General features: G+C 60.0%; 20 protein-coding genes and 6 pseudogenes. 6 read left to right on the top strand and 20 right to left on the bottom strand.

The features are described 5' to 3' along the window. Positions 1–12: 12 nt before the first annotated feature. Positions 13–825 carry a hypothetical protein gene (locus tag R4P65_RS29680; RefSeq protein ID WP_317829156.1) on the bottom strand — a complete coding sequence of 271 codons (813 nt, stop codon included), beginning with the start codon at positions 823–825 and terminating at the stop codon, positions 13–15. A 118-nt stretch (positions 826–943) separates the two neighbouring features. After that, positions 944–2,488, bottom strand: a complete 1,545-nt coding sequence (locus tag R4P65_RS29685) for an ISL3 family transposase (RefSeq protein ID WP_317829176.1) — start codon at positions 2,486–2,488, stop codon at positions 944–946. A gap of 77 nt (positions 2,489–2,565) precedes the next feature. Between R4P65_RS29685 and R4P65_RS29690 the strand changes: the two genes are divergently transcribed. Next, positions 2,566–2,826, top strand: coding sequence for a hypothetical protein (locus R4P65_RS29690; protein WP_317829157.1), 261 nt, complete (start codon positions 2,566–2,568; stop codon positions 2,824–2,826). A gap of 205 nt (positions 2,827–3,031) precedes the next feature. Next, positions 3,032–3,583, top strand: a complete 552-nt coding sequence (locus R4P65_RS29695) for a hypothetical protein (RefSeq protein ID WP_317829158.1) — start codon at positions 3,032–3,034, stop codon at positions 3,581–3,583. 55 nt (positions 3,584–3,638) lie between these two features. Here the strand turns inward: R4P65_RS29695 and R4P65_RS29700 are convergent, their stop codons facing one another. The 10 genes and pseudogenes from R4P65_RS29700 to R4P65_RS29745 form a co-directional block, all read right to left on the bottom strand. Next, positions 3,639–3,920: a type II toxin-antitoxin system RelE/ParE family toxin gene (locus R4P65_RS29700; RefSeq protein ID WP_317829159.1), complete on the bottom strand. Its 282-nt coding sequence runs from the start codon at positions 3,918–3,920 to the stop codon at positions 3,639–3,641. After that, positions 3,917–4,198, bottom strand: coding sequence for a type II toxin-antitoxin system Phd/YefM family antitoxin (locus tag R4P65_RS29705; RefSeq protein WP_317829160.1), 282 nt, complete (start codon positions 4,196–4,198; stop codon positions 3,917–3,919). Before R4P65_RS29705 ends, R4P65_RS29700 begins: the two co-directional genes overlap by 4 nt. A gap of 68 nt (positions 4,199–4,266) precedes the next feature. Next, on the bottom strand, positions 4,267–4,596 hold the full coding sequence (locus R4P65_RS29710) for a hypothetical protein (protein WP_317829161.1): 330 nt from the start codon (positions 4,594–4,596) through the stop codon (positions 4,267–4,269). 256 nt (positions 4,597–4,852) lie between these two features. Then, positions 4,853–5,143, bottom strand: a pseudogene (locus R4P65_RS29715) (integrase core domain-containing protein); the annotation flags it as partial. A 6-nt stretch (positions 5,144–5,149) separates the two neighbouring features. Beyond that, positions 5,150–5,374 (bottom strand): annotated as a pseudogene (locus tag R4P65_RS29720) (transposase); the annotation flags it as partial. Next, positions 5,359–5,640 (bottom strand): annotated as a pseudogene (locus R4P65_RS33250) (transposase); the annotation flags it as partial. The pseudogenes R4P65_RS33250 and R4P65_RS29720, both read right to left, overlap by 16 nt. A 326-nt stretch (positions 5,641–5,966) precedes the next feature. Continuing rightward, entirely contained in the window at positions 5,967–6,260 is a 294-nt protein-coding gene (locus tag R4P65_RS29730; RefSeq protein WP_317829162.1) for a transposase, read from the bottom strand. A gap of 73 nt (positions 6,261–6,333) precedes the next feature. Beyond that, positions 6,334–7,729 (bottom strand): annotated as a pseudogene (locus R4P65_RS29735) (IS1380 family transposase). Between the two features lie 121 nt (positions 7,730–7,850). Continuing rightward, on the bottom strand, positions 7,851–8,126 hold the full coding sequence (locus R4P65_RS29740; RefSeq protein WP_317829163.1) for a hypothetical protein: 276 nt from the start codon (positions 8,124–8,126) through the stop codon (positions 7,851–7,853). Positions 8,127–8,197: 71 nt separating this feature from the next. Continuing rightward, positions 8,198–8,569 (bottom strand): annotated as a pseudogene (locus R4P65_RS29745) (transposase); the annotation flags it as partial. Between the two features lie 168 nt (positions 8,570–8,737). On the opposite strand from R4P65_RS29745, the gene R4P65_RS29750 reads away from it, so the two are divergent. Further along, positions 8,738–9,151 (top strand): VOC family protein, encoded by a 414-nt coding sequence (locus R4P65_RS29750; protein ID WP_317829164.1) that lies wholly within the window; start codon positions 8,738–8,740, stop codon positions 9,149–9,151. Positions 9,152–9,395: 244 nt separating this feature from the next. Here the strand turns inward: R4P65_RS29750 and R4P65_RS29760 are convergent, their stop codons facing one another. The 8 genes and pseudogenes from R4P65_RS29760 to fdxA form a co-directional block, all read right to left on the bottom strand. After that, positions 9,396–10,589, bottom strand: coding sequence for a globin domain-containing protein (locus tag R4P65_RS29760; protein ID WP_317829165.1), 1,194 nt, complete (start codon positions 10,587–10,589; stop codon positions 9,396–9,398). 32 nt (positions 10,590–10,621) lie between these two features. Further along, the gene (locus tag R4P65_RS29765) at positions 10,622–11,071 is read right to left on the bottom strand and encodes an Rrf2 family transcriptional regulator (protein ID WP_317829166.1); all 450 of its coding nucleotides are present in this window, start codon (positions 11,069–11,071) and stop codon (positions 10,622–10,624) included. A gap of 173 nt (positions 11,072–11,244) precedes the next feature. Next, on the bottom strand, positions 11,245–11,481 hold the full coding sequence (locus tag R4P65_RS29770; RefSeq protein WP_113683989.1) for a hypothetical protein: 237 nt from the start codon (positions 11,479–11,481) through the stop codon (positions 11,245–11,247). A gap of 874 nt (positions 11,482–12,355) precedes the next feature. After that, positions 12,356–14,146, bottom strand: a pseudogene (locus R4P65_RS29775) (molybdopterin-dependent oxidoreductase). Positions 14,147–14,266: 120 nt separating this feature from the next. Beyond that, positions 14,267–14,677, bottom strand: a complete 411-nt coding sequence (locus tag R4P65_RS29780) for a DUF952 domain-containing protein (RefSeq protein ID WP_317829167.1) — start codon at positions 14,675–14,677, stop codon at positions 14,267–14,269. A 30-nt stretch (positions 14,678–14,707) separates the two neighbouring features. Next, positions 14,708–15,154 (bottom strand): hypothetical protein, encoded by a 447-nt coding sequence (locus tag R4P65_RS29785; protein ID WP_317829168.1) that lies wholly within the window; start codon positions 15,152–15,154, stop codon positions 14,708–14,710. Next, the gene (ctaD, locus tag R4P65_RS29790; protein ID WP_317829169.1) at positions 15,151–16,896 is read right to left on the bottom strand and encodes a cytochrome c oxidase subunit I; all 1,746 of its coding nucleotides are present in this window, start codon (positions 16,894–16,896) and stop codon (positions 15,151–15,153) included. Before ctaD ends, R4P65_RS29785 begins: the two co-directional genes overlap by 4 nt. A 9-nt stretch (positions 16,897–16,905) precedes the next feature. After that, positions 16,906–17,280 carry a ferredoxin gene (gene fdxA, locus R4P65_RS29795; protein ID WP_317829170.1) on the bottom strand — a complete coding sequence of 125 codons (375 nt, stop codon included), beginning with the start codon at positions 17,278–17,280 and terminating at the stop codon, positions 16,906–16,908. Positions 17,281–17,340: 60 nt separating this feature from the next. Here fdxA and R4P65_RS29800 point away from each other — a divergent pair, with 60 nt between their 5' ends. The 3 genes from R4P65_RS29800 (at position 17,341) to R4P65_RS29810 (ending at position 19,352) form a co-directional block, all read left to right on the top strand. After that, positions 17,341–18,036 (top strand): helix-turn-helix transcriptional regulator, encoded by a 696-nt coding sequence (locus R4P65_RS29800; protein ID WP_064073785.1) that lies wholly within the window; start codon positions 17,341–17,343, stop codon positions 18,034–18,036. 177 nt (positions 18,037–18,213) lie between these two features. Then, positions 18,214–18,903, top strand: coding sequence for a hypothetical protein (locus tag R4P65_RS29805; protein ID WP_317829171.1), 690 nt, complete (start codon positions 18,214–18,216; stop codon positions 18,901–18,903). A gap of 116 nt (positions 18,904–19,019) precedes the next feature. Next, positions 19,020–19,352 carry a cupin domain-containing protein gene (locus R4P65_RS29810; protein ID WP_317829172.1) on the top strand — a complete coding sequence of 111 codons (333 nt, stop codon included), beginning with the start codon at positions 19,020–19,022 and terminating at the stop codon, positions 19,350–19,352. The last annotated feature ends 296 nt before the right edge of the window (positions 19,353–19,648 follow it).

Below are 19,648 nucleotides of genomic sequence, written 5' to 3' on the forward strand. Positions count from 1 at the left end.
GACAGCCCAGGATCAGAATGCATCATGCTCGTCCTTCTCGATGTACACGATCTCGCCGGTGTCGAGTCGCTCGACCTGCACCGGTGGAGATTCATGCCGGTGACTCGTCTTGGCGAATGACTTGGCGATCATGCGCCGGTAGGTTGTCCCTTCGTGGTCGAATTGCGCACCGATCGGGACTGCTGTCGTTGCTGCCAGTAATGCCGCTGCGGTGGTCCGGCGGTTTTCGGCGACCTCGACGAGTGTGGGCAAGTGTGGAAGCCGCTCGCGAATACGCTGGTGGATCACTGCCACCGAGCGGGCGCGCGCCTTGGCGAAACCTTGGATGTCCTTCTTACGTATGGGGTTAGGGACGCTCCATTCAACCCAAGACGGGTCCTCGGTCGCCCATTCCTGAATGTCGCGGTAAAACGCTCGCACTGTTGCCATGATGCTCAAATTCGTCAGCCGCAGGCGGGTATCGCCGTCGCTGGTGACCACAACACGCAGTCGCTGTTTCCATGCGTCGGCGACATCAGCGGGCAGGTCCAAGGAATCGATTCCCGGGTGATGAAGTTCGATGTCCGCCCAGAAGTTCCCGATGAGTACTCCGGCCAGGCTGGTGAAACTGTTGTAATCCATGGCAGGTCGCCGCTCGTCGAGGTATCGAACGAAAACATCTCGCACGGCGGCACTCTGAAGGCGGTAGCCGTCGACGAGATCAACAGTCGGCCGCTGACCGCGGCGGATAGCCTCAGTGAACGTCGCGACACCTCCGAAATCCGCGATGTCGACCAAGGCAGCCCAGGCGAGTTGCGCACTGCTCGAGGTCGGGCGGCCGTTCACTATTGTCAACGTCGGATGAAAAGTGGTTCTGGCCCACTTTCCGTGATCAATCTTGAAAGTTTCAGCCGCTGAGGAGTATTCGTTTGCGAAGCAAGTCGAATCCAGCGCGCCCATACATCTACCGTTTGAGCATCTTGATCCGGTTCACGTGCCCTTCGACCGCGCCGGAACTGTACGGCAGAGTCAGCCCGTTTCGGACGGCTGCATGGTCGGTGTCGAGGCCTCGGACGAAGCGATGCAAGTGCGGCAGATCATCTGCCGAAACGGCCGACATCCACGAGTTCAATTGTTTGCCAAGGCGTTCGGTGAGCATCTCCGCAAACGACTTGACATGGCCTGCAGTTGCTTCGAGGTGTGGGCAGCTGGCGAGGATCTGTTTGAGTCCGATCTGCTCATCGTCGGTGAGGTTGTCGGGGTGACGCAACATCCAGGAGGTGATCCGCCGCACCTTCGGCACTTTCGGTGTGGACGGTGGTGCTGCCCCTATTCTGCGAAACGGACGAAGGTAATCCCGGACTGAGCTGTAGCTGCCGCGATATCCCAATGCTCGAAGTTCTTCGTAGAGTGAGGAAGCGGAGGTGTGTCCGTCGTTGAAACGCTCGTGCAGGTATTCGGCGAACTCGTCGAGCAGGCTGGGCCGACCGGCCCGCGGTGCCCCCAACAACTCGTCCACACTGCTCGCGTAGTAGAAACGGCGGACGGTTTCACTTGCCAGTCCGAGCTGGCGGACGATCGCTCTGATTCCCATGCCTTCGTTCTTGAGAGTTGTGACCGCCTCGAAGCGATTCTTCGTCCGGACAGCGAGTATCGAACTCTCCTGACGAGTCGCGTGTACCTGTTCGGCGGCCATCCTCAGTTGCTCCGACGCGGTGCGATCGATCGAAGGTTCAGGCTCCAACTCAGGTTCCTTCTTCAGGCAATGGTGATGGGCCGCAACGGTTTTCTCCACTGCCTCGGCAAGGTTGTGCCATAGGTGCCAGCGGTCGGCGACTTCCATCGCCTCTGGTGCCCCAACACGGGCGGCTTCGGCATACGCGCCGGCACGATCACGGCAGATCACCTGTGTTCCCGGATGTTCGGTGAGCCATTTGGTGACTGTTTCGGCTTTCCGGTCGGCGAGAACATCGACGGGTCGGTGAGTGTCCATATCGACTAAGACTGTGCCGTAACGATGCCGCCGACGGAGAGCGAAGTCGTCGATGCCAAGCACCGTCACCACACCGACTGGAGGGTCGGGCAACGCTCGGACCAGCCGTAACAAGGTAGAGCGTCCGACGGAAACTCCTAGCGTGGAGGCCAACCTCGATCCGGCTCGTCCGGCCAAGGCGAGCGCGATCTTCTCGAGGATTTCGCGTAGCAGCGGAGTGGTCCGTGCGTAAGCCTTGGTTAGCCCGTCGATCTGCTCGACAAATGTGCGTCGGTCACAGCCGGTGTTCGAGCACAGAAACCGCCGCACCTGCAAAACAACGTAACTCGGCCGCCCAGCGATGGCCGTATCGGCGAGCATGCGTTCGTACCGACTGTGCACTCGTTTCGAAGAAACACCACACGTTGGGCAGCTCGCCGAAGTCGACAACGACGACGCACGAATACGGACTCCGCCTGCGGTCGCATCGACCGAATCGATGTCGATACTCGCCAGATGCGGAAGAAGTACGCGCAGGTCACAACAGTTCTCAGGACACCAGAACGATCATCACTCACCACATCCCTGTCCTGCCGGAACGACACGGCCCCCGGTTGCCCCGTCACGGAAAGTGGGCCAGAACCATTCTTAAGCCGTCGTCGACAGACGAGCTGAAACGATACGGACGACTCCGCCCGACACTCTCGGACAACTCCCTCGATCCCCGGGTCCTGGCCCGCGACATCGTCATCTACAACTTCGGTGATGCCCGCGTTCTACTCAGCAACACCGACCCCGTCACCGGAACGGATTTCGGCCTCCGACGCGAGAGCATTCTGAAAGACTTCGCAACGCAAACACTCAAGGTCAGCTGAGACCAATGGCAGACCTTCGCGCCACAAAACCGCTCCCCCGAAGAGGTCCAGCGCGAAGTCGCCGATGCTCTGGCGATCTACCTCACCGACCTCGGCGCGGCCCGATCCCCCGATTTCCTGGAGGAATCAGCTACCAATTGCGATGACGTCTCGTGACGGCCCGAAGCACACACCAAATCCGGGAAACCACACTGGGAGCCCGCTCATGAACACCGAAACTGTCATCGCGATTGTCGCTGCAGCAATACCTCTCGGCTCTATGTGGGTCGCGCTCAAACAAGCCAAACACGCCCAGCAGCAAACGATCCTGCAACAACGTGCACTCGAAGACGCTGCTCAGCCATACATCTGGCTCGACATCCGCCTCGACGACCGAACCGCCTCCTTCTTTCATCTCGTACTGCACAACGAAGGACCCACCGTCGCCCAAAACGTGCATGCCGTCATAGACCCACCACTACCGGAAAGCTGGTATGCAACCGGAGGCGACGGCCCACACCAACAACACTTTGCGTCATTGCCTCCCGGCAGGAGGATGCTATGGGTGCTAGGAACCGCGGTCGACATCATGCAGGCCGAGACCGCCAAACAGTTCGACATCACCATCTCCGCCGAGGGTCCCTACGGCCCCATCACGCCCTACAACTACCGAATCGACCTAGAGAAATATCGCCTCAACGCTCGGTACGCCCCCGGAAACCTCTCCGGCGTCACTTCCGCGATCCAAAAGCTCACTGCAACGATCGAGAAGAAGTGATGCCATCGAACAGCACCATGATCGGGTAGATCTGAACTGCCACCGAATCGTGCTTTCAGGTGCGGTAAGCGTCGGAGCGGTGCGCGATCGCAGTGACCGTGACGCGGCGGGCATCATCGTCAATCAAGTACAGCACCCGATACGTACCGCGACGCGCCGAATACGCCGGCGCAAGCGGCGGATCGAGCCGCTTACCGACCCTGTGAGGATTCTCGAGCGATGGACCGGTGATGAATTCGTAGATCGCTACCGCAACCTTCTCGGGCAGGCCCGCTTTGAGCGATCGAGCCGCCGAACGCGCCACAGCCAGGACATACGGCTCATCCAGGCCGCTCACTCCTCGCTCTTGCCCAGGAACGCGGCCAAATCGGCCGCATCGAGAGTGTCTCCGGCCCGAGCCTCAGCCACTCCCGCCAGATGCCCGGCCAGTAGCGATTCATCAGCCAGCACGGCGATCGTCTCGCGCAACGCGTCATAGTCATCGGCGCCGAGCAGCACGGCGGCACGATGCCCGTTGCGGGTGATCTCGAACCGTTCGTGCGTGCGCTCGGCCTCGTCGACAAGACGAGAGAGTTGCGCTCGGGCGTCGGCCACCGGAAGAGTTGTCATGTACATAATTCTAGCGCAAACAGACAATATGGGTGCCCCTGAGGGCGGCCACCCAACATGGGACACTTCAGTGATCACCAAACTTCGCGGTCGTCCCCGAGAATCGCTGCAGCCCTCGGCGCACCGTGCCACCGCTTCCATCCTGCCTGCTTCGGGACACCGAAAGCTTTGGCCATGTCAGTGGGAGAGCATCCTGTGTTGCGTGCGAGCTGAGCCGCGTTTGCGGCCACATTGTCGGCGGTTTCCTGCATGGATTTGGCTACGCGCAGCATCGACAGCGCGTGCTCCTGTTCGGCGGAAAACGCTTCAACGGAAGGGGATTCGATGCCCTCGGCAACACGAGCGCATAAAGCGGACGTTTCATCGGCCAGGAAGTTGTAGTGAATCCGGTTGAGTCTTTGCATATGGGTCAATGCACATTGGCCCTACGCATTGGTCAATGCCGGTTGACCGATGGTCGGTCACGTCCGGGTTTCCGAGCTGTTCCGGATCCGGAGTGCATGAACCCGATTTCCGGTGGTCCGAGCAGACACAAGATGTAGAGGCATACAGAGGGTCCTGGGATGTGAGGATGAAGGTTCCTACACCGAATCCGAACACACCACAGGACCCGTGAACCAGACTACTAGGGTCTGCTGCACGATTAGGTGACAGGTTCGGTCACGCAGCCTGACTGGCTGTCGTGGTCATGATTGCCTCGTATTCGACGGGAGTCAATCGGCCGAGGGCGGCTTGGCGACGGCGGCGGTGGTAGGTCCGCTCGATCCAGGTCGCGATCGCGATCCGCAACTCCTCGCGGGATGCCCAGGAACGTCGGTCGAGCACGTTCTTCTGCAGCAGGGAGAAGAAGCTCTCCATGGCGGCGTTGTCGCCGGCCGCGCCGACCCGTCCCATCGAACCGACCATGGCGTGCCGGCCCAGCGCGTGGACGAGTTTCCGGCTCCGAAATTGGGCGTATTAACCGGTCGTCGCAACAGTGCGTTGTTGTGCAGATCGTAGCAATTCTTCGAATACCTCCGCGGGGGTGCGCCAATCAAGGATTCCTCGGGGGCGGTTGTTGATCACGTTCGCCAATGCAGCGATCTCCGCGGAACTCCATCGGGAAAGGTCGGTCTCCTTCGGAAAATACTGGCGCAGCAAACCGTTGAGATGCTCGTTGCTGCCTCGCTGCCCCGGTCGGTGTGTAGAACACAGCCGGCCACGTCATTGCGCCTGGCGACCGCGTTGCCCAGCGCTGTGACGGCGATCCGGGACTTCATCCGTGAGTCGATGGAGTAGCCCACGATCCGGTTGGAGTAGACGTCCTTGATCGCGCACACGTAGAACTTGCCTTCCTCGGTCCAATGCTCCGTAATGTCACTGAGCCACAGCCGGTTCGGAGCATCGGCAGCGAACTCGTGCCGGACCCACCCCTTGGCATCGACGACAGCACAGAGGTCGTCGTGGACCGGTGGACCGGGCTTCTTGCCGTTCCTGCCTCGAGTCTTCCCGAACACTGACCACCAGCCCAGGTCGAAGCAGATCCGCCATGCGGTCCGTTCGGCCATCGACTCGCCAGCCTCTCGGGCTTCGTCGACAAGGAACCGGTACCCGAACTCCGGGTCGTCGCGGTGGGCATCGAACAGCGCGTCGGCGCGATAGGCCTCGACGAGATCGGCGTCGGTGACCGGGTGCGCGAGCCAGCGGCAGTAGGGCTGGCGGGCGATCTCGAGGACCCGACACGTCACCGTGACGGGGATCCCGTCCTCGGCCAGCTCGCGGACGAGTGGGTACATCATTTTCCCGGCAGGTTGGCCTGCGACAGATACGCGGCTGCCCGGCGCAGGACCTCGACTTCCTGCTCGAGCAGCCGGTTGCGGCGCTTCAACTCGCGAAGCTCGGTGTTCTGGTCCTCGGTCGTCCCGGGCTTCACACCGTCTTCGACATCAGCCTTGCGCATCCACCCGGTGAGGGTGGTGGCGTGGATCCCGAAGTCCTTCGCGATCTGCTCCAGCGTGGTCTTCGGATCTCTGGCCCGCGCGACTCGGACTACATCTTCGCGGAACTCCTTGGGAAACGGCTTGGGCACTGCAACATCCTTTCAGCCCGGTCTCTCGACCAGACAGATCAGTTGTCACCTATCCGTGCAGCAGACCCGTTTTTCAAGCAATGGATGGAGGAATGTGTCCGATAGTGTTGGTCCACAATCGAAGCCACGCGTCGGACCACGGCCAGTGAGCCGGTAGTCGCAGGACAGGTTTTCGCCCAGGCCGAGTCAATCGAGCGGGGATGTTGACGATCTTGCGCCGAAGCGTCACTCCTTGGGAATGTGAATGCTGTTCGCCGGCAAGAACACCGGTTGCCCGGAGCAGATTGTGGGCGATCGCCGCGCACAACACCCAGGCGGAGTTCGCCCCGAACTTCCCTGACGGCATGTGAGCGAGCGGTCCGTCGATGAGATCGGCGAAAACGGTTTCGATGATGGCGTGCCGATGGTGGGTGACATCGGCGTCGGCGGTGGGTCTGGTGGTGTTGGTGAAAAATGGGTGGTACCGCCACACGGGAAACAATGCGTCCGGGAATCGTGCGTCTTTGACGCGGCGCACGATCAACCGGGCGGCGACCGGGCTCGTGGTGGAAGCGAAGGCCGTGTAAGTGGTTTCGGCGACCTCGGCATCGGAAATCCAGGCACCGGTGTCGGGATCGCGAACCGCGCCGGGATATTTCACGGGTCTCCAGGCGTCATCGGCAATCGAATCGACGGCGCGCCGCACGGCGGTGTTCTTGGCCATCACGACCGAGAATTCAACCTTCGCGCGCAAGCATGCGGTCACGACGGAACGGGTGCCGTAGGCGGAATCGACACGAATGAGGATCGCGCCGACAGCACCCGTCTTTCGTGCGGTGACGATGGCTTGGGTGACCATCCGACCTGCGCCTTTACCTGATCCGGCCTTCCCCGCTCGTAGCCGCATCCCGGTGATGACCGGTGCGGCTTCGGCGGGACTGAGTGTCGTGGCGAGCGGGAGAGGCCTTTGCGGAGGACCTGTTTGCCGGCGATTTTCGCGTGTCCGTAGGAGGCGCCTTGTTTGGCGTGACCGTAGACGGGTCGTAGCAGGGAATCGATGTCGATGAACGCGCGATCGGCGATTCCAGGCAGAGTGTCTGCTCGGAGGCGAGTTCGACAAGGTGTTCACGAAGCACTGATTCGAGTTGACGATTGTGTCCGAAGGTGAACTCGCGCAGCAGTGTTCCGATTGTCGAAGGCGCGTAGACGGTGCCGAACAGCTCTTTCATGCCGCCGGAGCGAAGTAGGTCAAGGTCGTCGATGCTGTCTGCGCCCACGCACATTCCGGCGATCAGTGTCGCAAGTTTCGGTGCTGGGTTCGCTGCCCCGGACGTGATCTTCGTGGCGGTGATCGAGATCTTTTCGGCGAGCAGTTCCGTCAGTCGGGTCTGTTGCGCCAAGGTCATCACTGGGACCAGTCCGGCGCACGAGACGATGTGGTCTTCGTCGAACACTGCGGAACCGTCGACGAACTTGTGGGACACTTTCACTGGAAGTGCCTTTCCTGAGTTGGTGGATTTGTTGTGTGAGAACTCAAATCATCCCAGTTCAGGGGGCACTTTCTTTAGTTAGACACTCCGACTGGCGGGAGTTCTATCGGCGGATCCAGGCTTAGGCCGCCACCGACTTCAGTAACTCGGTGGAGCGTTTGGCGATGGCGAGTTCAGTTTCCAATTCCGCGATACGACGACGGGCGGCGGCGAGTTCAGCGCTCTCGATCGAGCTCAGGCCCGGCTTCTGTCCGATGTCGATGAGCTCCTGGCCCAAGCCAGTTGTAGATGGTTTGTCGGTGACATCGATATCTGAGGCGACCTCGGCGATCGTGCGGCCTGACTTCAACAGGTCGAGGACTTTCCGGCGGAACTCGGGTGGATAGCGTCGGGGCATCGTGGACCTCTCTCGGGTGCATCAATGCCTGAAGTAAAACAAACGAACTCCGGAAAACTCGGGGTACATCACTCATCGACCCCGGTCAATCGACGTTGGCGTTTCTTGACGATCTGCGGCTCGAACGTCCCTTCCCGATCACGAGGGACCTCGATCGGAACATGCCCGGTCGCCTCGGTCAACACCGTTTTCGACCGAGTCCCGTTGCGGATGTTCGTCGAGTCCCGCTCCGGCGGCGCTTGGTTCTTGTCGTGCCCGAGGTGCTCGGTCATCTCCTCGTTCAACGCAGTTTCCAGGACAGTTTTGGTGAACTGCTTGAGCAAACCGTCCGGATCGGTCAGCGACAGACCCTGCTCCTTCGCCAACCTGACCAGCTCCGCAGCCGCCGCAGCTTCCGCGGAGGGCTCGGACCTCTTCTTCGTCACATCTTCCAGTGTCGTCATCTCGGCACCTCCTCGCCGAGCATTCACTCAGCGTCTCGGGCCGAAACACCGATTACGAAACAGTCCCGAATTCTGGTGCATGCGGACTTTGAGTCACAGAAAAAGCCAATGCACCGAGTGCGACGGTACTGTGAAGACCTCTGGCTTGTTCGGGAGTAGGAGAGAAGAATGTGTGCTGCCGCCAAAGTTGCCTCGTCGGTGATGCAAGTAGCCAACCTGGATCGGTCGGTGAGTTACTACTGCGACGTGTTCTCCTGCCGTGTCGCCTTGCGTGAACGCGATGCCGTGCTTCTTCTGACGCCGGATGATTTTCAGATCTACATGTATGTGCAAAAGGGCGCATCCCGGCGAAACATGAGCAACATCGGCGTCCACTACGTCATGTGGTCCGCCGATACAGAAGAGGAACTTACGCGCATCAGTGAGCGTCTACGTGCATATGATGCCTCCACCTACACCCAGGTGGTCGGTGGAGTGACCTTCGTCGACGGCTGCGATCCTGACGGTATACGTGTCATCGTCGCCTACCCGGGCCCGGAGCAACTACCCCGAGAGCTAATTGCACAACGATTCCATGGATAACTTACCCGTCGGAGCGGAGCGGTGCGTTGGTCCGGTCTGTCCTCGCTGCTCACACGGTCACCGATCCACTCCAGGAGGTCGGGATCAGATGACGTCAGGCGGTCTACTTCCTCGCCGTCGTCGCAGCGTCGTAGTGACACCGTGATCGATGTGGGGGTTCGGTGCAGAACCCGCCACATCGCTCCCGAATCCGACCACCGCGAAAGAGTTTCCACCGGTTGCTCTTCCGTCATGTCGGCTCCGCTCAGGTATTGGCCCAGCTGTCCGGTCCGAAGACCTCGTAGTGGATATTCTGCGCCGGGACGTCCCGTTCGAGCAACGATGCGCGCATCGCCAACATGAACGGCATCGGCCCGCAGAGGAACGCCTGGGTGTCCGGTTCGACAGTGATATCGCGCAGATCGGCTCGTCCTTCGTGTACCGATCCGAACGGTTCGTGCGTGCCGAGATCCTCGTACCAACGGTGCAAGGTTGCGGCGGGAATCTTCTCGACGAGTGTGCTGAGTTCTGCTCGGTGAGCATGATCGGCGATGGATCGATCAGCATGAATGACAGAGACCGAACGGTCAGCGCCGGTGTCCACGAGATGATTGAGCATGCCGATCATCGGTGTGCAACCGATTCCGGCCGACGCGAGCAGCAGCGGTGAGTCGTCGTCCGGCATCATCAGATCGCCGAACGGTGTGGTGACCGACAGCTCGGAACCTTCGAACGCGTTGTTGTAGAGGAAGTTCGACACCTCGCCGTCGGGAGTTCCCGAGATTCGCTTCACACTGATCCGCCAGTCCGCGCTGCTCGGTATCGAACACAAGCTGTACTGACGGATCTGGCGAGCGCCGTCTGGAAGCACCACGCCGACCGAAAGGTACTGTCCGGGAGCAAAGGTGGGGAGAACGCTGCCGTCTAGCGAGGTGAGTGTCAGTGACACGGTGTCGGCGGACTGCAGGACGCGCTCACTGATTCGCACCGTCCGCCAGACGTCACCGGCCTCGACTCCGGCGAGCTGATAGAGGCCTCGCTCCATCGTGATCAATGTTTCGGCCATCAGCCAGTAGACCTCGTCCCAGGCCGCTGCGACCTCGGGAGTGACTGCATCGCCGAGTATTCCGACGATCGCGGCAAAGAGGTGTTCGTGCACGATTGCGTACTGGTCAGGGGTGATTCCCAGCGACGCATGCTTGTGAGCGATACGAGAAAGGATGAGATCGACCTTGGCGCTGTCCGGCTCGAGCTGAAGCGTCGCGAATGCCGCGATGGCGCCGGCGAGCGCCTTCTGCTGTTCGCCCTGTTTCTGATTGCCGCGATTGAACAAATCACGTTCGAGTTCAGGATGTGCGTCGAACATCGTGCGGTAGAACAGGGTTGTGATATCGCCGATGGCGGCGCCGACCACGGGAAGGGTGGCGCGAATGACCTCGGTTGACTGTGGGGAAAGCATGAGCTGCTCCGTTCGGTCGAAATTGACGTTGATCAGCTTGCTTCGTCGCTCCGAGTGGTGAGGCGAAGCAGAACAGTTTTGGACGGCTGCCGGATGACGTCTTCGATCGTGACCGCGTCGAGTGAAACGAAAAACGCTTCCTGAGCGTCACGCAACGCACTCCGAAGGAGGCAACCGCCGCGCAGTGGGCACGGCTTGTCGCCTTCGCAGTCGACGACCTCGCCTGGCTCTTCGAGGCGTCGGGCCAGCCAGCCGATGGTGGCGGTGCGGCCGAGTTCGGTGATGGAAAGCCCACCGCCACGGCCGCGCCTGGTTGTGACGATGCCCAACTCGCCGAGCCGTGTAACCACCTTGGTGGCATGGGAATACGACACGTTGAGCTGCTCCGCAATTACCCGGGTACTGGGAGAGGCATCCGCGTCGAGTACGGCCAACCGCATGACGACGCGCAATCCCAGATCGGTGAACTGCGTCAGTTGCATGACCCGAACCTACATAATTCGCATCTGAGATGACTATTTATGTGAGGGGGATCTCAAACGAAGCCTCAACGCACCACGTCGACATGGTCGAGAACGCTGTGAAGCGGCACCGATCGTGCAAAATTGGTTTGTCGACGAAGATCGAACCGGGCACATCGTCCCGTAGCGCACGCTCAGAGGGCGGAGGTAAAACCGTACCGTCGACGCATTTCCTTGATGGCGACGACGTCTTTTGCGCTGAAACTCGTTGCAGCTGACCATTGCAGCGCTTGCGCGTAGTCCTCTCGCCACTGGTCGATCTCACGTGCGGTGAGGCGAGTGACGGTCGGTTTCTGTCCCTCGGCTACGGGTTCGAATTGGGCCAGAAACACGGCGAGTAATGCCGCTTCGCGCCGACACCTGTTCGTCATGGCGCCACCGCTTTGATGCTGATACCGGCAACGCGGAACGGTGCTGCAATGATCCCGCAAGCGTCGATCGGATCTCGGTGAGCCCGATCGATGCGTCGAACGCAACGACGAACAAATGATGTACAGGGACTTTCGTTCCGGAAATGCACTGTGCTACATAGTCTCATTACAGATGGAGCTCCATTCGGCCCCGACCTCATGAAGAACGAACAACTTTCAAGTAACTCACCGTAACAGTACGATTCGGATTATCGCTAACCTCAAGCTACCGGCGGTTCGCTCACCGTACATTGCACCCGAACGACAACTGTCAACGGGGGTAACGACGGTGGACTGGATCTGGAATCGGTCCGCCGCCGAAGTCCGTCGTATATTTTTTGCGTCGAGCGACTCGCCAACGGTCACGCCCGAGATCGCACGTGTGGGCTTCGGCTCCATGGTGCGCGGTTCTGTCTGCCACGATTTTTCTGCCGAAGATTTTGTGGCACTTGTATTATCGGGCTTCTCCTCGGAAGGTCGCGGAGGAGTCAGATGGCAACGCTTTTTCAGAGTCGACGGAATCGAGGCGGATCCCGGATCCGATGGAAATTCCACTACCAGAGGAGAATTGAGGACGCGGTAAGCCCGGATATCCACCTCGCCGAGGTGCTCGGTGGTGACAGCAGCGATGAGCCGGTCCGGTCGAACATCGGTCCGAGTGGATCCTCGTACTCTCCGAAGCACGCGCAGTTCCGCCCGCGTCGTCAGCGAGCGCTGTGCGGCGGATTTTTCGCTTGTCGCATTGTTCCTTCTCCGGGTGTCGTGTTTGCGTTGTCCGTTGATCGACCTTTGCGGTCGACGAATATCTCACATCACAGTCGTCTGCAGGACAGGTTTACAAGGATTGCCGGTACCCGAAAAATTCATGATCCTCGTTGTACCCGCCGAAGCCGCCACCGACGTCGGAATAGTCCGCGACGAACTCCACGCCCTTGAGCCACTTGACCTGCTTGAAACCGAGTTGCGTCTCATTGCGGAGTCGCAGCGGTGCACCATGGCCGAACGGCAAGGGGGCTCCATTCATGTCGTAGGCAAGCATCGTCAGGTGGTATCCCATCTGTTCGATCGGGTGCGCGTCATGGTAGGTACCCCCGTCCGGACCGTCGCCGAGTGAATAGAACACCACCCACTTCGCGCCCGGTTTCGGTTGCACAAGGTCGATGATCGTCTGCATCGACACCCCGCCCCACTTGGCGATGCCCGACCATCCTTGGATGCAGAAATGCTGGGTGATCTGCTCCTGTAGTGGTAGTGCGCGGAGGTCAGCCAGGTCCAATTCCACCGGGTGCTCGACCAGTCCGTTGACCCGCAATCGGTAGTCGACGAAGTTGCCGGTCAAGAGAGATTTGTACTCCTGAGAGTCGGGGTACTGCCCGTTGTGCCAGAAGTGCGGGGAGATGTCCTTCTCGGTGTATTCGCCCGGCTTGGAGTCGACGTGCTCGAACAATCGCTGCGCTGGTCCGATGAGCGCGAAACCCACTCGCTGGACCACTCGGGGATGACGCAGCGTGAGCGGGGTTGCCGCAACCCAGCCGACAATAACGACCACCATCGAGACCGCAAAGATCGTGAAGCCGATCCAGCTGTTGTCATCCCTCGACGCGTACATGTGGTTGGCGTTGCGGAGCAGACCGGTCGTGAAGACCATCGCCACGTGGATCACGATGAACGCCAGGAACCAGATCAGCACGAGAAAGTGCAGCGAGCGGGCAGTTTGAATGCTCAATACCTTGCTGACCCGCCTGAAACGGGTGGACAACGCCGGCGACATACCCAATCCGGTGATCATCGCGACCGGAGCGGCGACGAAGACCGTGACGAAGTAGGCGAGCAGTTGCAGTCCGTTGTACGCCACCCAGTGGTCTTCGGTCGGCCAGTCGAGCGAAAGGTATTGCAGAAGTACAGATATGGTGTTGGGGAAGACGTCCCAGCTGGTCGGAATCACATGCCGCCATTGCCCGGTCACGAGCAGCAACACGTAGAAGATCAGACCGTTGAGCAGCCACAGCGTGTTAGTGCCGAGATGCCACCACCGGGCCAGGCCGATCGAGTGCCGGATCCCCGGTAAACCCACTTGTCCGGGCAGGCTGATCGAGTCCTTCTTCGCTGTCCACAAGGGATCGGCAGGAACAGGTTTCTGGATACGGAACTATTCCCGGCCAGGTGTGCTGTGGCGAGTCCAGTACAGCCGAGGGTGGTCGGTGAGGATCTGTGCTCCCGACCGGATGATGAAGACCATCAGAAACAGATTGAGAAAGTGTTGCGCACCCAACCATGCGGGGAGGGCCGACGTTTCGCCTGGGCCGGGCTCACTCGCACCGGGATGCTGCTCGATGAACACCTGCACGGACGACATGCTGCGCAGGTGTTGCGCCGCTGCGACTGCCCCGATCAGGACGACGAATCCGAGAGGGAGCAGCCAGAGCAGGTTGAACCATCTGCTGTGGCCGATGCGCATGCGAGGTGCGATGCCGGTGGCGTACGGTACCGAACCCGCCCACGTGACGGGGTCGACGACGTCCGCACCTGGGGTCAATTGTGTGCGGAAGCTGTGCGCCACAGCAGGAGTCCGCGCGGCATCGGGAGCCGTACTCGGCGGTGTAGGTGGATCGGTGGAGTCGACCATCGGTCACATCCAAACGCTGTCAGCGACACCGGCGAGATACCGGTGACCAAAAAATTGTTCGATGACCTGACCCTACGCACCACTATTAGCCGCAAAGTCGGCTTACCTGGTTTTTGTCGACTACCGCGTCGCATCTCGGAGCGTATATGCGGACACGTCGGGAACGACCCATTTCTCGTCGACTTCCTCGATCGGGAGAACATCGAGGACGATGTCCGGATCCAGCGGTATTGCTCCCAAGATCCGTGGAACCCACGTGCCTGTACCAGGAGGCGATGGGTTGCGCTCGTCCCACCTGATCGAGACCTCCGCAGCAAGGAGGGCATCCTGATCGACAACTACCACTGCCAGTGGAAGTCGGAGGTCTTCGTACACTGTCGAGAGAACATAGTCGAGATCCGCAGCAGTGGCAGCATGGATGAAGCCGACTTGATCAAGAGTCGTTGCGCGGGTTGATCCTTCATATTCTCCGAATCGTTGAGCGCCCTCCCAGTCGTCAGCAAGGGCTATGTGAAAAATACATTCGCTCATCGGAAACCTTTCATCGAAGTGGTCCGGGTGTCAGTGAAGACATGCGGACAACACCCGGAACAGAGACATGATCACGCTGACCAACAACACCACCTTCAACAACTCGAATGCGATGTACACCAGATGCATCGTCGAACGTGGTAGGTCTTCTCCGGCAAGGATCCGGTCGGACCGTCTACCGAGCCGCGGCCGGATCACCACAACCTGAACAACGAGCACCAGTGCGACAAGCACGAAGAACGTCAACGCGGGTGCGTCAGGTTTCGCGGCCATGCAGGATGCCGCCAATATCAGTGCCAGAACCAACTCCACGGCGTTCAGTGCGGTGAAGACCTTCCGGCCGATCCCGAGCCCGATGGCCAGGCTCACTCCTGGAGCACGAAACTTGATCGGTGCTTCCAGGAAGGAAATCGCGGCCACCATCCCGAGCCAGAAGACCGGCAAAATCAATTGTGCGTAGCGTGCCGCTTCTGTCATAGGTCATCAGGCTCACCGGACGGGATCGAGTTCGGTTCGTTCACTGCGGAGGTGACAGCCTTCCTTCTACCTGCATGTTCTTCCGTCCTCATTCGTTCGGTCATGTGCGGGTAATGCAGTTCGAACGCGGGACGCTCGGAGCGGATCCGCGGCAGTTCGGTGAAGTTGTGCCGCGGCGGCGGACAACTTGTAGCCCATTCGAGCGAATTGCCGTACCCCCACGGATCGTCGACCGTGACCACCTGGCCGTAGCGGTAGGACGTGAACACGTTCCACACGAACGGCAACAGTGACGCGCCGAGAACGAACGAACCGATCGTGGAGATCGAGTTCAGCGTGGTGAATCCGTCCGAGGGCAGGTAATCGGCGTATCGGCGCGGCATACCTTCGGCGCCGAGCCAATGTTGCACCAGAAAGGTTGTGTGGAAACCGACGAAGGTCGTCCAGAAATGCCACCTACCGAGTCGTTCGTTCATGAATCGTCCGGTGATTTTCGGGAACCAGAAATAGATCCCGGCGTATGTGGCGAAGACGATCGTCCCGAAGAGGACGTAGTGGAAGTGTGCGACGAGAAAGTACGAATCGGTGACGTGGAAGTCGAGCGGCGGGCTCGCCAATATCACCCCGGAGAGACCTCCGAAGAGGAAGGTGATCAGAAACCCGATCGAGAACAGCATCGGCGTTTCGAAGGTCAATTGTCCTTTCCACATCGTTCCGATCCAGTTGAAGAATTTGACCCCGGTCGGTATGGCAATGAGAAAACTCATCATCGAAAAGAACGGCAGCAGAACGGCTCCCGTGGCAAACATGTGATGTGCCCATACTGCCGCCGACAGTGCCGATATGGCGATCGTCGCGTAGACGAGTCCGAGATAGCCGAAGATCGGCTTGCGGGAGAAGACCGGAAAGATCTCCGACACGATACCGAAGAACGGTATCGCCACGATGTACACCTCGGGATGTCCGAAGAACCAGAACAGATGTTGCCACAGGATCGCACCACCTGTGGCGGGATCGAAGAGATGCCCGCCCAAGTGTCGGTCCACGAGCAGTCCCATCAGCGCTGCAGTGAGAATAGGAAAAGCCAACAACACCAGGATCATGGTGATGAAGACATTCCACGTGAAGATAGGCATCCGGAACATCGTCATCCCGGGTGCACGCAGACAGATCACGGTGGTGATCATGTTGACCCCACCCAAGATGGTCCCGACGCCGGCCAGTGCGAGTCCCATGATCCACAGATCCCCGCCGACACCTGGTGAATGCAGGGCACTGGTCAGCGGGGAATACCCCGTCCATCCGAAGTCGGCGGCACCTCCGGGGGTGAGGAATCCGGATACGGTGACGAGCGCACCGAACAGGTACAGCCAGTAGCTGAGTGCGTTCAGTCGCGGGAACGCCACATCCGGTGCGCCGATCTGCAGGGGAAGTATGTAGTTCGCGAAGCCGAAGACGATCGGAGTGGCATAGAGCAGCAACATGATCGTGCCGTGCATGGTGAAGAGCTGGTTGTACTGCTCGTTCGAGAGAAACTGAAGACCGGGGACGGCAAGTTCGGTCCGGATCAGCAGGGCCATCAATCCGCCCAGCATGAAGAAGGCGAACGAGGTGACCAGATACATCACGCCCAGCTGTTTGGGATCGGTCGTAGTGGCAGCGGAATAGAGGAACGTGCCCTTGAGCCCCCGCCGTTTCGGGTAAGGCCGCGAAGGAAGGAGCACTGTCACAACGGGAGTCATTGCCGCTCCTCACTGCGCGGGAGATGGCGGTCCGATATCCGGACGATTCGAGTACGGGTACCCGCCTACCAATTCCGTATCGACACCTACGCGACCGAGATTCATGGATCCTCCCGGTGATCCCACCATCTCGGACGCACCGGGCAGTGGCCGATGGAAGAAGCGGGCGTTGTCATCGATGAAATCTTCCCAGCGGGCGGGGACGTCGGATTCGTACGAGATGGCCTCGACCGGGCAGACCGGTTCGCACGCGCCGCAGTCGATGCATTCGTCGGGGTGGATGTAGAGCGACCGCGCTCCTTCGTAGATGCAGTCCACCGGGCATTCCTCGACGCACCCCCGGTCCAACACGTCGATACATGGTGCTGCGATCACGTATGTCATGAGCGGCCTCCGGGGGCACTGCCTATTTTTAAGGAAATCTTTCCTCTAAAGTCTTACAGTATGGCGATACGAAAGGGAACCGGTTCTGCGCGCGCCGGCACCCATGCAGTGCTGGCGTCTGGGCGGCGAGTTCAACTGTTGGACGCCTTGCGGGCTGCCGCGGAATCGATGACCGCCACCGAACTGGCGGATCTGTGCGGCCTGCATGTGAGCACAGTTCGGTTCCACCTCAATGCTTTGATCGAAGTCGGTCTGATCGCGAAGGAGACCGAGCGCAACGTCATCCGAGGGCGTCCGCGCCAGCTTTACCGGGCACAGAATCCACTCGGGTCAGGATTCGGCATCACCTCCGGATACGAAAAGTTGGCCCACGTTTTGGCGGCGCACTTCGCACGCCACACCGACGGTGATCCGGAACAGCTCGCCGAGGCTGCGGGTCGGCAGTGGGCGCTGGACGATCTCGGCGAAACCTCCGGAAACGGTCGATCCGCAGAAGATGCGGCGGTCGTCGTCACCACCTTGTTCGCGGAGATGGGGTTCGATCCGGAACTCGAATCCTCGACTTCCCGAACGCGTATCCGATTGCACGCCTGTCCGTTCGAAAGCGTCGCCCGACAGAACCCCTCCGTTGTCTGCTCCTTACATCTCGGTCTGATACGCGGCGTTCTGACACGACTCGGCGCACGTCAGATCAAGAGCACGCTCACCCCCTGGGACACCGCGCATACGTGCCTCGCGCAACTGGAGCGGCAATGATGCCCAGGTACATACAGCCGGTGTCTATCAATATCGAACTCGCACAGTCACATTCCCCTCCCTCATGCATTGCTGGACCACTGACGTGCTCGCGCGATCGAAGATGTTCCCCGTTTCGGCGGACCGCATCGAGAAATGAACAGCCGGAAACTTCCTCACCACAACGGATTACATCCCATGAACATCTATCGCATGATCTGGTGGATTACCGCGGTCATCCTGGCCGCTTCAGGGGGGATCGCCGCAGCCGTCACCGTCCAAACCGACGTTCTGGTATCGGCGGTGATTGCCGCAGTGCTGATCGGAGGGGGTTCACCCTGGCTGCGACCGATCACACGTCGTACTACCCCACCACCGCGAAATCTCCTTGCGATTGCGCTACGAGACGGCGCTACGTGGGCGGCAGGAGTGGTCACTGTCATCGGATTGATCACGCTCGCCGGCGCTCCCGCCCTACCGCTGATACTGCTGATGGCCATCACCTCTGCTCCGGTATGCCGCTATCTTCGCGACAGTGTCGAGTTCACACAGTCACCGCCGCGCTCGCCGAGGAGTCCCCTCATCCACCCACGCCCTGTCGATGTGCCGCTTCATCCGCTGCCCGACTGCAGTCAACTGTCGAACGAAGCCCTGTGCCGATGTTGGCGAATGAGCTTTCCCGCCCTGAAGAGCGATCCCTCGACATCGCCCTCGGCCACGGACGCCCTGCACCTCGCGCGTACCCGCGAGGCTTATCTCGACGAAATCGAACGTCGAGATCCAAGGGGATTCGCCCGATGGTTAGACAGCGGCGCCCGCGCCGGCAGTGACCCCGCCAAGTTCCTCACCGCACGAGATCACCCCCCACCCCCGCCGCAGCAGCCCTGATTCAACGCCCTCCGAAATGCCCATGAACCAACTGAGGAACCTCCTCATGGCCGGACCAGTCGAGAACGAGTGAAATCCCTGGCCAGCACCGCATAAACGCAAAGAAAGCGAACATCGTGGAAAAGATGTCATTGACAGCGCTCGCTCGCCAACTCGCCGACAAGGCGGGAAGCTCGAAGAGTGGCCGTAGCGCTCGTACCGTGTACGGCGGCCATGAACACGTCCTGCGTCAAACCGTCATCGCGCTGGCAGAGGGGCAAAAACTCGACGAGCACGAGAACCCTGGGGAAGCGACCGTCTATGTCCTCACCGGCCGGGTACTCCTGTGCGCAGCCGAAAACGCGTGGGAAGGATCATCCGGCGATCTGTTGATCGTCCCGAATGCTCGACATTCTCTCGAAGCGCTGGAGGCCTCGTGCGTACTACTGACGGTCGCTAAAGCAATCTGAAGTATCGACCAGGTCTTCACGGCCACTGATACGACCGTCATTTCTTACTCTGCTTCGTCATCGACCATGCTCCGGTCGCGAGCTGTGCCCCGCATCACCCGCGTGCACGGTTCGCGGTACTTCTACGTGTCGATGGCAATCGTCCTGTTAGGTAAATGCATTGAACCGTTTCGAGACCAAAGATCCGATCGCCACTGATTCCTCGGAGTCCACTGCCGGCGGCATGTCTGCCCCATTTAACTCTGCCCTGCTTGATGCGCTGAAACAGCGCGTTGTCATCGGCGACGGAGCGATGG

Origin of the sequence: Rhodococcus sp. IEGM 1318, assembly GCF_033142465.1 — a bacterium.
Taxonomy (GTDB): Bacteria; Actinomycetota; Actinomycetes; order Mycobacteriales; family Mycobacteriaceae; genus Rhodococcus_F; species Rhodococcus_F qingshengii_B.